Consider the following 14,067-nt stretch of genomic DNA (forward strand, 5'->3'; position numbering starts at 1 on the left):
TGTTCCGGCCGACTGCCCCGCTTCAGAAATTCCGGCCTGGTCTTGCCTCGTTTCGCGTCCTTCGCGATGTTTTCATTCGAAAATAAATGGACTTATTCCCGAAGGCGGTGATCCGATTGCCGCCTGCGCCCGTAATTTGCCGAAAGACGATCCTGCGGCTGTTTCCGGAAATTATAGTCCCGGATCCTGTTGCGAATATAAAATGTTAGTAGACTCTAAATTATTTCTTCTTCAGAAAGTAAAGATCGCGAATCGAGAGCTAGCGAGTCTCGCGGGCGACATACAATGGGGCGGTGAGGACGGCAGTGGAGCGGGGGCGGAAGGCCAGGCGCGGCGCGCATGTGAAGTTGAGCGATGTGGCGAAAAAGGTTGGGGTCAGCCCCATCACGATTTCGCGCGCGCTTCGCAATCCTGAAATCGTCTCGGAAGATTTGCGGGAGGTTATTCTGCGCACGGTAGACGAGATGGGGTATATCCCCAATCTTGCCGCCCGGGCGCTGGCCGGCCGCCACAACGGCACCGTCGGCGTCATCACGCCCGCTTTGCACCGGCCCGCCTTTGCAGGCCTGATGATCGGCATCGAGGATCGATTGCGCGCCACCGAATTCGGTGTGCAATATTCCAACACGCTCCACCATGCCGATCGGGAGGCTGGCCAGCTGAAATCCTTCCTGATGCAGAAGCCGGCCGGCGTTATCATCGCCGGTGCCGAATCCTATCATGATCTTCTGCCGCTGATCGAGAATGCCGCCTGTCCGATCGCCCATATCACCGATCTCAGCCAGGAGCCGGAAAGGCTGGTCGTCGGCCTTGATCATCATGCGGCAGGCGCCGAACCCACCCGTTTCCTGCTGTCGAGGGGCTATGAGAGGATCGCCTTCATCGGCGGCAGCACGGATCTTCGCTCGCGCCGCCGCAGGGAAGGCTATGAGGACGCGATGCGCGAAGCCGGCCGTTTCGATCCCGAACTTGTCATCGGCGCGGATGCGGCAAGCACCACCGGTCTCGGAAGGGAATTGTTGACCCGCCTGTTGCAGCGCGTGCCTGATGTCGATGCCGTCTTTGCCCAGAACGACGAACTGGCGCTCGGTGTGCTCATCGAATGCGGCGTGCGCGGCATTCGCGTGCCGGAGGATTTCGGCATCTGCGGTTTCAACGATCTGGAATTTTCGGCCTTCACCGAGCCGTCGCTGACGACGGTCCACATACCGCGCTACGATATCGGCTACCGCGTCGCCGACATGCTGCTGCGCGCCGTCCGCGACGAGCCGCCCGGCGAAGACAAGGTCGATTGCGGCTTCTCCATCATCCCACGCGGCTCGACGCGGTAATTTGGTACGGTCGACGATAAAGATGGAGCGAGCTTTGCTAAGAAGAGCGGTAATTTCATACGTCCCTCGACTTAAAGCTATTCGGGCATCCGTCACTGAAAACGTCCTTGGCGATCCGTCCAATGTCATCGATGTTCACTATGAATGGTTCGTCGCAAACCCCGGCATTTTCGTGTGGGAAGAGCAAAACGAAATTGTCGGCTTTTCTGCCGCTGATCCACGAGATGGCAGCATTTGGGCGCTTTTTGTTGTTCCCGGATTTGAAGGAAAAGGAATAGGTTCCGTTCTCTTCCGCGAAGCTTGCAACGTTTTGAAAGCCGCCGGTGTCCACCGTGCCTGGCTTACAACCGATCCAAACACGAAGGCGGAGCGGTTCTATCGGAACTCGGATGGGAAGTGGCCGGGACGAAAGACAATGAGCTGCTCTTTGAGCGCACCCTCTGATCCATCCGTTGTGCGGGCCTCGCCAGCCTCGCCGGAATATGCCATCGAACTGCCGGCGCATGCTCGAACTAGGCATAGTCCAGATTATTCCCTATACCGAGGGAATGACGATCACTGTGCTGAAAAATGGATAACACGGGACTGTCTCTGGACAGAATGCGCACCTTTGTCCGCGTCGCCGAACGCGGCAACCTGTCGATGGTCGCAAGAGAGCTGGGTGTCGGTCAATCCACCGTGACGCGGCACCTCAGTGAACTGGAGCAGGCTGTCGGCGTACCGCTTCTCAGCCGAACCACGCGTCGCGTCACCCTCACCGACGAGGGCAGCCGCTATTATACGAACTGCCTGCAGATATTGCGCCTAGTCGAACAGGCTGCTGAAGAAGCCAGAGATGCCCGTCAGGCCCCCGCGGGTGCTGTCCGGCTTTCCTGTACGGCAGCGCTCGGTGTGATGCACATCACGCGCCTGATCTTTGATTTCCAGGACAAGCATCCGGACATCCGCGTCGACCTCAACCTGACGGACGAGCGGATCGATTTGGTTCGCGAAGGCGTCGACGTCGCACTCCGTCTTGGGCCTCTCGCCGACAGCGCAATGAAACTTCATGCGCTCGGAAAAAGCCATCGGTTGCTGGTCGGCGCTCCCACCTATTTGTCCGCCCACGGATGGCCGAAGCGCCCCGCCGATCTGTCACGCTACGAAACCGTCATAATGTCCAATGTGGCGGGGAGCGATCAGCTTGTTCTTTCCTCTCCCGATGGCACAAGCCTGATGATCCCGGTGAGCGGCAAGCTGCGCGTCGATCACGGGCTTGCGGCGCGCAGAGCCCTTGCCGCCGGACGCGGCATTGGTCCCGCACACCTCTGGTTGGTTCACGATCTTCTGGACGATGGCCGGCTCGAGGTCTTGCTTGGCGACTATCGTCCTTTACCGGTTCCGGTGAGTTTGCTGATCGTTCCAGAGCGTGCAGCCATTGCTCGCGTTCGGCTTCTGGTTGACTTTCTTGTCGCCGAGGTTTCTAAATTGCCGGGAATCCGGCCATCGTGATTTAAAGCTCGTCGTGCAAAACTGTGCAGCGGTTTCGCGCCAGCGACATCCAGAAAAACAAAGAGCTAAGGCACGACAAAGCGAATCCGAAAGATCGCGACGCGCTTTAGAATCCAAAAGATTGTTTATCGCCACGCCACCCCGTCTTCCGCAGATACTGCTCCCAGTTGAGCGTGTCGGGGTTCACGCCACGGCTCCATTCGAGGTCATGCTCCTTGCCGAAATATCCATATTCGACAGCATATTCGACCATCCCGAGAATCTCTCGAACGAGAAGTTCATTGGCGGCAAACTCTGGAAAATAGCGCAGCAGGCCATCCCTGGTGAAAGCGTTTCGATACTCGGCCTTGAGCCCGGTCGCACGCTGAAAGGTTTCGACCATCTCCCGCGGAGAAATGATATCCCCGACGATCGGCAGCGTTTTGCCGTTGTAGCGCTCGGGGTTTGAGAAAATTTCGAGGACGACCGGCCCGGTCGCCGTCAGCGGATCGACAAAAGGCGCTCGGAAATCTTCGGGAAGATAAATCGGCAGCAGGAGCGTATCGCCCTCCATGCGCGGCACATAATATTCGAGAAGATTGGTGTAGAAGAACGCCAGCATGACGAAGGAATGAGAAATAGGCAGGCCGCGAATATGGCCTGCAACGCGCGCCTTGTCGGTAAAATGCGGCGCATACTTCGTCCCGCCGGTGATCTTGTCGACATTCTCGAGCGTGCTGAAAACAATATGCCCGACGCCGGCCTCCACGGCGGCATCCGCCAGTTGCTGCCCGAGAGGAGCCTCGATTGTCTCCGGCGGGGCGATCGGCGGCGTCATCAGAAATGCGCCGTCCGCGCCTTTGAATGCAGCAACGAGGTCCTTCCGAAGGCCAAGTTCCAGAGGGACGGTGACGATCTCAGCGCCGAGTTTCTCCAGGCGTAAAGCTTCAGGCGAATCCTTTTTCCGGGTGAAAGCTCGCACCCGGAAACGTTGGCTCTGAAGGAGTGCCGCGGCGACGCTGCGCCCTTGTTTGCTCGTTGCGCCGGCGATCGCGATCAGTGGCTTTTCATGTGCAGACATAGAGCTTTAAACCTTTCCCTGTCATTGACGCCGGCTACGGTGCCAGGCGTCGTTTTGCGGAGAGCGCTCGGCCTGTGCCGAGAGCCCACCTCGATGGCGGGCACCGTATCGCAACAGGTTCTATGGCTGTAGATATCTGAAATACATAACATAATGCCATTTTTCGGATAAATGGCTGCCAGTTAGCGCGCATACAACTCGGTTCGCCATCCTGGATCAGAACGCCGAAACCCGCGCCCGGATGCTCGGAAGCGCCGAAAGCCATCCCCTGGACACTGCCGATATTCAGGATCGCGACGGCGCAAGTGTCGTTCTTGAAGCCATTTCTCAAACGCTGGCCTTGGCTCAGAGCTGCATTGCAAAGATCGCAAACTTCACCCTGCAGATCGCCAAATAAACCGATAAGGCCAAGGTTTTCGAAGTGCTGCCCGGTCGCCGCAAGATATTACTTTTATTGATTTCTTTTCGACTCAGGATCTTAGCCTGTCTGGCAGATGTATTAATCTTTGTTAAGTACTGTTGAATATGGTTAATATTATGCTAACCTTAAAGAGATCAGGGGGCGTTCAGCGCTTTCAAAGCGGAAATTCGAAACATGAAGCTTTCGAAGATAATATCTCCAGCGATGCCTAAATATAGGTCGAGAATCGGTTCTCGCCTACATCAAACAATACTGTGCGTGGTGTTTGCAGCAATTGTTCCAATGACGCCAGCAGCGGAAGAGTTACCTTCGCCTACGGAAGCGGTCTCGGTTGTGACACCTGGTGAGACTTCGGCCCGGCAGCCTCAATCGTTGCGTGACGGTCTTCGCTCGGGCGATAAATTGAATCTCGCATTTTATGAAAGCTTGGCCTCCGTCGAAGATCGCTGGACGGGCTCACGGGGCACGGTTCCCTGGAACTTTTACCAGCGGCCCGAGCTCACTGGCGAATACGTCGTTGAAGCGGACGGAACGATTGCGCTTCCGCTTTTGGGACGCTTTCCGGTTCGAGGGCTTCCTCCGGCGGATGTGGAGGCGATAATTCTTCCGTCGTACGAAAGTTTGGTCGGCAGAAAGGGGTTCGTGAATATCGTCAAGATTGAGCACCAGCCAATTTATATTACCGGCCCGGTTCGCAATCCTGGCTCGTTTCGATATGTCGATGGCATGACGGTTCTGCATGCCGTTGCGCAAGCGGGTGGCATGGCGGCGAAGAGTATCGAGCCGTGGCAGAGCGTGGACATTACACGCCAGATCGAGCGGTTGAAGGCTGGGCTGGCCGATCTGAAGCGGCTTGCGTCGCGAACCGAGGTGCTCAGGGCAAAGCGCGATTCCGTACAAATTGCCAGCATTGGCACACTTGTTCTTGGTCCCGATCCCGATGCTCAACGGTTGCTGGATGATGAGACATGGCAGCGCCAATTGGTAACGACGAGCAAGGATGCGCAGAGCAGTGCTTACGCAAGATCTGTGGCCAACGCTCAGGCCGATCTCGACCTGCGTCAGGCACGCGTCGGCAATTATGATGCCACCATTCGGGTCCGTCAGGATCGGCTGGCAAGTATCGAGAAGTTGGCCAAAAACAAACTTGTCACCAGCATTGAGTTGACCCGGGCACAAAGCGAACTGACCGAGTCGGAAGATCGAAAGCAGCAGGCCGTCATCGATGTCGAGAGCGCAAAGCAACGGCTGGCGGCAGCGAAACAGGACGTTGAGCGCGATCGTATCGAACGCAAGATCGAGATCGAAAAGTCGGCAGCGGATGCCGAAAGAGGCCTATCCACGGCGTTGAAGACGACCGAGAGCGATCTTGAAATTTTCCGGTCGATGGTATCGTCGAATGATAGCGCCGGTGTTGAATTTGAAATCGTTCGGCCTGGACCGAATGGTGTCATCGTCGAACCTGCGACCGAAGAAACGGTCTTACAGCCAGGCGATTTGATCAAAGTACATTGAGGCTTAGCCGCATACTCTTCCCGACTGGGGAGAGTTTAGTCCTCCTCTCGGCCAAAGAGCTCAGGGGCATCGTCGATTTGCGATTTGTCGCGCGGTCCAAAACGCCAAGGAGAGCTTATGTCTACAATCGAAGCTTTAGAATCCTCGCATTCCTCAGTGCCTGTCCAAGGCCCGATGTTCAAATTGCCAAAGACCTCACTCGTCATTCCAACCTTGAACGAAGCGGAAAACATTAAGCTGCTCTTGCCCCGCATACCGACGTGGGTGCATGAAATCATTATCGTCGATGGGCGATCGACAGACGGAACGCCTGACATAGCGCGAAGCATGCGCGACGATGTCAAGATCGTACTCCAGCCCAAGAAGGGCAAAGGCATCGCATTGCGGACCGGCTTCGAAGCCGCGTCTGGTGATATGATCGTCATGCTCGATGCTGACGGGTCGATGGATCCTTACGAAATCATCTTGTTCGTCGCGGCTCTTGTTGCAGGTGCGGATTTCGTCAAGGGTTCGCGCTTTATGCAGGGTGGCGGCACCAGCGACATGACAGTCATCCGCCGTTTCGGCAATCTCGGCCTGACCCTCCTGGTCCGCATGCTCTATGGCAGCTCTTTTAGCGATCTGTGCTACGGCTACATGGGCTTTTGGCGACGGCATGTTCCCTTGCTGCGTGCCGATTGCGACGGCTTCGAAATTGAGACGCTGATCAATTTGCGGGCCCTGAAGAACAAGCTCAAAATCATGGAAGTCGCGAGCTTTGAATCGGAACGTATCTACGGCGTCAGCAACCTGCGTGCCCTCCCGGATGGCTGGCGCGTGCTGAAGACGATCTTTAGAGAACGCGTCAGTACGCCGACGGGCGTCCAGGTCCTCGAGCAGAGTATTTCCTGAGGTCTGGATGTAATTGGCGAGGCCGCATGATGCGCATTTTGATGCTCAGCGCGAGATACCTGCCTTTTGCCGGAGGGACGGAAACCCATGTAAGCGAGGTCGCAACCCGGCTCGTGCGCAACGGGCATGCGGTAACGGTCTTGACGGGCAATCCTGACGGACTTCTTCCTGCAGCGGAAAGCCGAGACGGCGTGCGGATTGTCAGGCTGAAGACGTTTCCCCGTGGGCGGGATTGGTGCTTCGCCCCCAGCGTCTTTAAGGCCGTCGCCGAAGGTGATTGGGACCTGATGCATGTTCAGGGCTACCACACTTTCCTGGCACCGCTCGGAATGGCTGCCGCATCGCGCAAGGGGCTTCCTTTCGTGGTCACCTTTCACAGCGGTGGCCATTCGTCGCGACTTCGGTCTTCGATCCGGCGCTTCCAACACAGAATGCTTGCGCCTCTGGCCACCAGAGCAGCGCAACTCATTGGCGTGTCGCGGTTCGAAGCGGATCTGTTCAGCCACAATATGGCAATCGCGAGAGACCGGTTCATCGTTGTCCCCAATGGCGCGCGCCTGCCGGAAAAGTCCGGGCGGCGACCCCCTTCACCTCACGACAGGCCGCTGATTGTCTCGCTCGGCAGGCTGGAGCGTTATAAAGGTCATCATCGGGCGCTTGCTGCATTTCATGTGCTGGCAACGAAATTCCCGGATCTGCGCCTTCGGATCCTAGGAGAGGGGCCCTATGAGGCGAAGCTGCGTCAGCAGGTGGCCGAACTCGGGCTCGGCAACCGTGTCGAGATCGGGGCAATTCCGCCGACCGATCGGTCCGCAATGGCCGATCTTTTGTCTTCGGCCGCTCTTGTCGTGCTCCTCAGCGATTATGAAGCTCATCCCGTGGCGGTTATGGAGGCGCTTTCGGTCAAGGCTCCCGTACTGACCACCGACACATCCGGCTTTCGGGAGCTGGCTGAGGAGGGGCTCGTGCGATCCATTCCGCTCAACGCTTCGCCAGACTTCACCGCGCGTGAAATGCTCGCCGCCATGGACGCGGGGCCGATCTCAATCGAGACGAGGTTGCCGGACTGGGACGATTGCACGGACCGGCTGCTGATGGTGTACAGACGCGTCCTTTCGCATCCGCAGCCTGAACTGCGAACCGGTCCGGCACTGCTTGGAGATTTGAAGCACGATGACCGTTGTTAAGAGGCGGACTTCTCCAGATCAGCAGAAGTCCTACCAGGACGGAGCTTATCGGCATGGCTATACGGGAAGGGTTTCCCTTCCACGCGTCGATCTGTGGATCGCCGCATTTCTGGGCCTGCGCAGGCAGGACAGCGCGGTCGGGGGTAGTGCCGATCCTTCGTCGCTGGGGATGTCGCCGGTCTTCGCATTCCTATGCAGCTGCGCCCTTGTTGTGGCCGCTCTTGCTGCAAATGCCAGTCGGCTGGGAGAGGGTTGGGCGGTTCCGGCGTTCTATTGCGCCATCGCCGCGATCTTTCTCCCCGCGGCGGCGCGGATCATCCATCCGGGGGCCAGCCGCCTGGAGCGGTTGGCGCTCATAGTGATCGTAACCTCAGCCCTCTTCGTGGTACGCCTCATCCGCGCGCCCGTCGCCTTCATAGACCATGACGAATTCCTGCACTGGGCGACGGTGAACGACATTCTGGAGGCGGGGCGATTGTTCCTGCCCAATCCCCTGTTGCCGGTCAGCCCCCTCTATCCTGGGCTGGAGCTCATAACGTCCGCCTTGGTCAACCTGTCCGGACTGTCCGTCTTCGCTGCAGGCCTCATCGTGTTGGCGGCGGCACGGATGATGCTGATGCTCGCGCTCTTCCTGCTCTTTGAGAAGATCACGGGCTCGCCACGGATCGCCTCCATTGCCTGCCTGATCTACATGGGCTCGTCCGCGTTTTTGCTGTTTGACGTCCACTACTCCTATGAAAGCCTGGCGATCCCCATGCTTGCGGCGGTACTGTTGGCTTCGGAAAGCCGACGCATGGAGCGGGGCGGCACGGCAGGCTGGCCGACGATCGTCGCCACCATCGTCCTCATCGTGGCACTCGCAGTTACGCATCATCTCACCTCCTATTTTTGCATGGCCCTTTTGTGCGGCACGGCGGTGATGGAATGCCTGAGGCAGGGCGCGTCCTCTATGCAGAGGCAGCGGGCGATCCTGCTGGCCTCGATCGCCGTGATTGCTCCTGTCGCCTGGTCGAAGATCGTCGGGAATCCCACCGGCAGCTACATCCTTCCCGTACTGGCAGGCGGCATACACGAGGTAGTGCAACTCGTATCGAACTCGACCGCGACACGTAAGCTTTTCGTGTCGGACACGGGAGCCTTGGCGCCTGCTTGGCAACGTTATCTGACGATGGCGGGCGTCGCGCTGATCTGCCTGGGACTTCTCACCGGCTTTCTCCGCTCGCTCGTTTTCAATGGGCAGCTCCGGAATGCCAGCATGCTCTGGCCGCCAACCAGATGGCGCCTATGGCGGTCAAGCCTTCTCGTCGTCTTCGTTTTGGTGACGCTCGCCTATCCTGTCAGCATCATCTTCCGCCTGACGCGCAGTGGGTGGGAGATCGGCAACCGCATCGGCTCGTTATCCTTCCTCGGCGTCGCAATTGTCGTCGCGGTGGCTGTCGCGGCGTTCTGGCACGGCACGTCGCGTGGCTGGCTGCGCGCAACGGCGCTTGCCGCCGCCGCAACAACGGTGCTGATTGGTGGCGTCATCAGCTCCGAGGGGCCACGTATCCTGGTTCCGGCCGGCTATGAGGTGTCGGCCGACTCCTCGTCGATAGAACCTATGGGGATCAGCGCCGCAAAGTGGACCAGGGAATGGCTGGGCGGCGACCAGCATTTCGCAACCGACCGGATCAATCGCCTGCTCCTGTCCACTTACGGCCGGCAAAAGGTCTCGACCACGCTTGAGAGCGGGCAGGATACAGGCATGGCCATCACCGCTGCCGATCTCGGCTCGATGGAACGCAGGCTGCTGATCGACTCGAGCGTCGGGTTCGTCATGGTCGATCTGCGCATGACCACTGGCCTGCCCGGCGTGGGCGTCTATTTCGACGGCGGCACGCAGGACCGAAACCACACGGTCCCCCTCCAGTCGTCGTCGCTGCTCAAGTTCAATTCCGAGCCCGATGTCGACCGCACCTTCGACAACGGCTTCATGGTCATTTTCGATGTCGGGCGGCTCGGGAAAACACGGCAGCTCGCGGCCCCTCCTAGGCGGACCGGAGAGCCAGTGCAATCCGTAGGACGAACAGACGGAGATCTGCGATGATCGATAGCCGTATCGACGCTTTCATGTGCGTCCATTCGCGGGACATCGAATATTTGCTCGAAGCGTCCCTTCGCTCCTACCAGCAGCATTTCCCCGACAAGGGAAACCTGACCATGGTCACCGACAACCCGGCCGCTTTAAGAGCCTTCCTCGACGCCAAGGGTCTCGTGCCTCGCGCAGCCGTCACCGGCGACAACGACTGGCTTTCGGCTAGAGAACTGGAACTTCCCGGCTGGTTTCGGCAGCAGATCGTCAAGCTGCGCGCCTTCGAATTCTGCCGGACCGAGCATTTCTGCAATCTCGGTGCGGATACACTGCTGCTGCGGCCCATCGCGACGACCGATCTGATCGACCGGGGCGAACCGGTTCTCTATTATTCCAGCCACAGGCTACCCGATCTGCATTACCGTTTCGAGAAGCAACGGTTGCGCAATGTCGCAAAGATCCTCGGCGTCGAGCCGGCCCGGTCTTTTCGCTATATCGATTTCATCAACGATTTCTTCTGCTTCAAGCGCGAATGGCTCATCGCGCTGAATGACTACATCGCGTCGAAATACGGCTCAAAACCCTACGTCGAACTGCTCCAGGGTCTGAGTGCGTCAAAAGACCAGACACGGTTCGGAGAATGGACACTCTATTCCGTCTTTCTGCTCGATGTGATGCACCTGTCGCCGACGATGCGCGATGCCCGCGGCGCCTATCTGACGCAGATCCATAGCCGCCTCGGCCTGACTTTGAGCCGGCTGGACAGCAAGATCGTTCATCTCGTCCAGAAATCCTTCGACCCGAACGTGATACGCCAGAAGCTCATGAAGGTGAACCCGGGCGCCGCTCAGATCATCGGCGCGACGGCATGGGCGGATGCAGGAGCTCGTCCCCGATGATGGCCCGCCGTGTCTTTCTGGGAATCCTTCCGCTGTGGGTTCTTGCCGCTGCGTTGGCCGTAACTTGGCTGCCCGAAACCTTTTCGACGTGGGAGAAAGCGGTCCGCCTGGCGCTCTGCGCGCCGCTGATACTGTATTTCCCGGGCCGCATGCTGGTGGACACCCTGCGCATCGAGGGCGATATGGTCACGAGGGGGACGCTCGCGGTGTTCCTGAGCTTCGCGACCTGCATTTTTTTGGGGCTTCTGCTGCATGTCATCGGGCATCTCGATGCGCGAAGCTGGGTCTACGCGCTGGGCCTGACGACTATCGCCGTTCGGTGGCTGAATGTCGTTTTGCGGCTCGCAAGGCCGGATCCAGCCATTCCGTGGGCTTGGCCCGGCCGTCGTTTTTGGGCCTTCGCTGCTTCCATGATCTTGGCGACGAGTTCCGTCCTCGTGGCGCGCCCAGTCGCGCTTGAACACAAGCCGTTTCAGTTCACTGAGCTTTGGATGGTGCCCAAATGGACCTGGACGAACAATGTGGTAACGGTCGGCGTGCGCAACTCGGAAGACGCCAGGACGCTTTACAGTCTTGACCTTGTTCTGGGCGGCACATTGATTGGAAAGATGCCAGCCTTCGAACTGGCGCCTTCCTCCAGTCAAACCTTCGAATTCTCCGTACCGACAAAAACACGCCCACCCGCAAGGCTGGAAGCCTGGCTCTACAAGGACGGCGACAGGGGAACGATCTACCGCAAGGTCTGGATGACCATCGACACGCTCCAGTCGCCGGCACCGACCGGAATTACCCTTCAATTAACCCCGGAGCCGAAAAATGGATAATTTCCAGCACCTCGCGTCCGGCAAGCTCACGACGGCAATCGTCATCTGCTGCTATTCCGACAAGCGCTGGGACATTCTCAACAAAGCAATCGAGGCTGCAGCGCGCCAGGTCCCGGCCGCGGACGAGATCGTCGTCATCGTCGATCACAATCCGGCACTCGCGTTGCGTCTGCGCGCCAAGCAGTTCGAAAGCCCGGTCAGGATCGTCGAGAACATTCATCCGCCCGGCCTCTCCGGTGCCCGCAACACCGGGATTTCTGTCAGCCGCGGCGAGGTCATCCTGTTTCTCGACGACGACGCTGTGGCGGATCAGGATTTGCTGGCGACCTTGGTGCGGCAACTCGAGGATCCCTCGGTTCTGGGTGCCGTCTCCGCTATCCGCCCCTTGTGGGAAACAGACCGTCCGTCCTGGTTTCCCGACGAGTTCCTGTGGACCCTCGGCTGCAGCTATCGCGGCCTTCATCCGGGTCCGGTGCGCAACCTCATCGGCGCGTCGATGTGCATCCGCCGCGACGTCTTCGATCATACGGGCGGCTTCGATTCCGGCTTGGGCCGAACGGCCAAGGCTTTGCCGCTCGGATGCGAGGAAACCGAACTCTGCATCCGTGCAACCAAGGCCTTGCCGCATGGCCGTTTCGTCTTCGAGCCGTCGAGCGGCAGCGATCACGCCATACCCGCCGATCGCGCGACGTGGAAATATTTCCTCCACCGCTGCTGGGCCGAGGGGCTTTCAAAGGCCAGCCTATCGTTGATGGCAGGCTCCAGCGAGGCGCTGGCGTCGGAAAAGACCTATATGACGAGGACGTTGCCGCAAGGGTTTAGGCGGGGATTCGCCGATGTGCTGCGTGGCCAGCCGAGCGGCCTTCTTCGCGCCGCCGCGCTGGGCGCCGGCCTGACGGTCACCGCGGCGGCCTTCGCTCTCGGCCGGACCCGCGCTGCCCTTACGAGACCTTTCACCTCCGTTCCTGCTCGCGCTCTCGAACCGGTGGAATAGGCATGATGACCCTCAGCGCCGCCATGACCAAGGTCCAGAGCCTCCTGATGAACCAGGCGGTTTTGCTCCTCAATGCAGGCATGCTGGGGCTTGGGACGTTGATGACGGCCGTTCTCGGCTTCATCTACTGGTGGTTCGCGGCGCGTTCCTTCTCGGCCGAGGCTGTTGGCCTCGCCGCCGCCGCCATATCGTTGATGAATCTCCTCGCGAATCTCGGTGAAGTCGGTCTCGGACCCTTCCTGATGGGCGAGATAGGCCGTCAGAAAAGAGCAGGCCCATTTCTGACTGGCGCCCTCCTGGCCGCGTTCAGCGCCTCCATCATGGTGGGGCTGATCTATCTTGCTGTCGCTGCCTTCACATCGACGCAGCTTGGCTCGATCGTCGGTTCCTCAGCGACCGATCTTTTCTTCGTCGGTGCTTGCGCTCTGACTGCCGTGACCCTCGTGCTCGACCAAGCCCTGGTCGGCCTGTTGCAGAGCGGCCTTCAACTGGCCCGAAATGTCATCTTTGCCGCCAGCAAGCTTCTTCTGCTGGTCGCTCTCGGTCTGACACTTGGCCGGGCGAGCAGCGAACTGGCGATCTTCACCACCTGGTTTACCGGGCAGCTCGTCTCGCTGGTCGTCGTGGCCGGGCTTCTTGTTTATGCCGGCAGGCGCGTTTTCCACCGGCCGGAGATCCACGCCTTCCGCCCGGCGCTCGGACAGGTTTTCGGCCATCATACGCTCAGCATCGCTGTTCAGGCGCCGGCGCTGCTGCTGCCCTTCGTCGTCACGGTGATGCTGTCGGCCGAGATCAACGCCGCATTCTATGCCGCCTGGACGGTGCTGAACGTCGCGCTTCTCGTCCCTGCATCACTCGCCTCGGTGTTGTTTGCCATCGCTTTTCGGGAGCCGGAGCTATTTCCCGCGCGCCTGCGCCTGTCGCTCGGCCTGTCGATGCTGGTTTGCGCGGCGACTGCCTTGGCGTTCCTCTTCCTGTCGCGCTTCATGCTCTGGATATTCAATCCGGCCTATGCTGTGATTGCAGGAAATAGTCTCCAGTTTCTGGGCATTGCCGCTTTCGGAATGGCGTTGAAGTATCATTATCTCGCGGTTCAACGTGTCCGGCGGCGCCTGGGTTTGGCCACGCTCGTTCTGATCGGCGGTGCGGTCCTGGAGATCGTCGCCGCTGCCGCCGGCGCGCAATTCGGGATTGCAGGCACTGCCAACTTCTGGGTCATTGCTGTTTTTCTGGAAGGCCTGCTTCTGTGCCCGGCGTTGTATTGGGCCGCACGGCGCACTGGGACGCCGTCCGCCACCGCGCCATCAGCGGCAGACGGCGTCTCGACATACGGCAATGTCCTCGACAAGGCCGACCAAATCGGAATTGCGTCACGGGCTTGAG

The 14,067-nt window shown here is 59.2% G+C and carries 13 protein-coding genes; 12 read left to right on the forward strand and 1 reads right to left on the reverse strand.

Annotation, left to right across the window (positions count from 1 at the left end; all coding sequences use genetic code 11):
* Positions 1-341: 341 nt before the first annotated feature.
* Genes RWJ89_RS24875 through RWJ89_RS24885 form a run of 3 tightly spaced genes read left to right on the forward strand, consistent with a single transcriptional unit; the run spans position 342 to position 2,822 of the window.
* The gene (locus tag RWJ89_RS24875; protein WP_221947654.1) at positions 342-1,331 is read left to right on the forward strand and encodes a LacI family DNA-binding transcriptional regulator; all 990 of its coding nucleotides are present in this window, start codon (positions 342-344) and stop codon (positions 1,329-1,331) included.
* A gap of 22 nt (positions 1,332-1,353) precedes the next feature.
* On the forward strand, positions 1,354-2,013 hold the full coding sequence (locus tag RWJ89_RS24880; RefSeq protein WP_246732148.1) for a GNAT family N-acetyltransferase: 660 nt from the start codon (positions 1,354-1,356) through the stop codon (positions 2,011-2,013).
* Positions 1,902-2,822 carry a LysR family transcriptional regulator gene (locus RWJ89_RS24885; RefSeq protein ID WP_222010733.1) on the forward strand — a complete coding sequence of 307 codons (921 nt, stop codon included), beginning with the start codon at positions 1,902-1,904 and terminating at the stop codon, positions 2,820-2,822. Before RWJ89_RS24880 ends, RWJ89_RS24885 begins: the two co-directional genes overlap by 112 nt.
* Positions 2,823-2,928: 106 nt before the next feature.
* Here RWJ89_RS24885 and RWJ89_RS24890 read toward each other — a convergent pair whose 3' ends face one another.
* Positions 2,929-3,882, reverse strand: a complete 954-nt coding sequence (locus tag RWJ89_RS24890) for an NmrA/HSCARG family protein (RefSeq protein WP_168283731.1) — start codon at positions 3,880-3,882, stop codon at positions 2,929-2,931.
* A 241-nt stretch (positions 3,883-4,123) separates the two neighbouring features.
* Between RWJ89_RS24890 and RWJ89_RS24895 the strand changes: the two genes are divergently transcribed.
* From RWJ89_RS24895 to RWJ89_RS24935, 9 genes are all read left to right on the forward strand, one after another.
* Positions 4,124-4,279, forward strand: a complete 156-nt coding sequence (locus RWJ89_RS24895) for a hypothetical protein (RefSeq protein ID WP_158081395.1) — start codon at positions 4,124-4,126, stop codon at positions 4,277-4,279.
* Positions 4,280-4,477: 198 nt separating this feature from the next.
* Positions 4,478-5,818 (forward strand): polysaccharide biosynthesis/export family protein, encoded by a 1,341-nt coding sequence (locus RWJ89_RS24900; RefSeq protein WP_245503933.1) that lies wholly within the window; start codon positions 4,478-4,480, stop codon positions 5,816-5,818.
* 117 nt (positions 5,819-5,935) lie between these two features.
* Positions 5,936-6,709, forward strand: a complete 774-nt coding sequence (locus RWJ89_RS24905; RefSeq protein WP_077975853.1) for a glycosyltransferase family 2 protein — start codon at positions 5,936-5,938, stop codon at positions 6,707-6,709.
* A gap of 26 nt (positions 6,710-6,735) precedes the next feature.
* Positions 6,736-7,896 carry a glycosyltransferase family 4 protein gene (locus RWJ89_RS24910; RefSeq protein WP_077975855.1) on the forward strand — a complete coding sequence of 387 codons (1,161 nt, stop codon included), beginning with the start codon at positions 6,736-6,738 and terminating at the stop codon, positions 7,894-7,896.
* Positions 7,883-9,982, forward strand: a complete 2,100-nt coding sequence (locus RWJ89_RS24915) for a hypothetical protein (protein ID WP_221985107.1) — start codon at positions 7,883-7,885, stop codon at positions 9,980-9,982. The genes RWJ89_RS24910 and RWJ89_RS24915 overlap by 14 nt, the downstream gene beginning before the upstream one ends.
* Positions 9,979-10,866 (forward strand): DUF6492 family protein, encoded by an 888-nt coding sequence (locus RWJ89_RS24920; RefSeq protein WP_221947651.1) that lies wholly within the window; start codon positions 9,979-9,981, stop codon positions 10,864-10,866. Before RWJ89_RS24915 ends, RWJ89_RS24920 begins: the two co-directional genes overlap by 4 nt.
* Positions 10,863-11,690 (forward strand): hypothetical protein, encoded by an 828-nt coding sequence (locus RWJ89_RS24925; RefSeq protein ID WP_221947650.1) that lies wholly within the window; start codon positions 10,863-10,865, stop codon positions 11,688-11,690. The genes RWJ89_RS24920 and RWJ89_RS24925 overlap by 4 nt, the downstream gene beginning before the upstream one ends.
* A complete protein-coding gene (locus RWJ89_RS24930) occupies positions 11,683-12,684 on the forward strand; it encodes a glycosyltransferase family 2 protein (protein WP_221947649.1) in 1,002 nt (333 codons plus the stop codon). The genes RWJ89_RS24925 and RWJ89_RS24930 overlap by 8 nt, the downstream gene beginning before the upstream one ends.
* A 2-nt stretch (positions 12,685-12,686) precedes the next feature.
* Positions 12,687-14,066 carry a hypothetical protein gene (locus RWJ89_RS24935; RefSeq protein WP_316029959.1) on the forward strand — a complete coding sequence of 460 codons (1,380 nt, stop codon included), beginning with the start codon at positions 12,687-12,689 and terminating at the stop codon, positions 14,064-14,066.
* Position 14,067: the final 1 nt, after the last annotated feature.

Origin of the sequence: Rhizobium sp. 10PS4, from assembly GCF_032464805.1 — a bacterium.
GTDB lineage: Bacteria > Pseudomonadota > Alphaproteobacteria > Rhizobiales > Rhizobiaceae > Rhizobium > Rhizobium laguerreae.

Bases quoted from the DNA above. Each gene is read 5' to 3' on its own strand.
- RWJ89_RS24925 (WP_221947650.1), top strand. From the start codon at position 10,863: ATGATGGCCCGCCGTGTCTTTCTGGGAATCCTTCCGCTGTGGGTTCTT.
- RWJ89_RS24930 (WP_221947649.1), top strand. From the start codon at position 11,683: ATGGATAATTTCCAGCACCTCGCGTCCGGCAAGCTCACGACGGCAATC.
- RWJ89_RS24895 (WP_158081395.1), top strand. From the start codon at position 4,124: ATGCTCGGAAGCGCCGAAAGCCATCCCCTGGACACTGCCGATATTCAG.
- RWJ89_RS24900 (WP_245503933.1), top strand. From the start codon at position 4,478: ATGAAGCTTTCGAAGATAATATCTCCAGCGATGCCTAAATATAGGTCG.
- RWJ89_RS24915 (WP_221985107.1), top strand. From the start codon at position 7,883: ATGACCGTTGTTAAGAGGCGGACTTCTCCAGATCAGCAGAAGTCCTAC.
- RWJ89_RS24885 (WP_222010733.1), top strand. From the start codon at position 1,902: ATGGATAACACGGGACTGTCTCTGGACAGAATGCGCACCTTTGTCCGC.
- RWJ89_RS24920 (WP_221947651.1), top strand. From the start codon at position 9,979: ATGATCGATAGCCGTATCGACGCTTTCATGTGCGTCCATTCGCGGGAC.
- RWJ89_RS24910 (WP_077975855.1), top strand. From the start codon at position 6,736: ATGATGCGCATTTTGATGCTCAGCGCGAGATACCTGCCTTTTGCCGGA.
- RWJ89_RS24905 (WP_077975853.1), top strand. From the start codon at position 5,936: ATGTCTACAATCGAAGCTTTAGAATCCTCGCATTCCTCAGTGCCTGTC.
- RWJ89_RS24890 (WP_168283731.1), bottom strand. From the start codon at position 3,882: ATGTCTGCACATGAAAAGCCACTGATCGCGATCGCCGGCGCAACGAGC.
- RWJ89_RS24935 (WP_316029959.1), top strand. From the start codon at position 12,687: ATGATGACCCTCAGCGCCGCCATGACCAAGGTCCAGAGCCTCCTGATG.
- RWJ89_RS24880 (WP_246732148.1), top strand. From the start codon at position 1,354: ATGGAGCGAGCTTTGCTAAGAAGAGCGGTAATTTCATACGTCCCTCGA.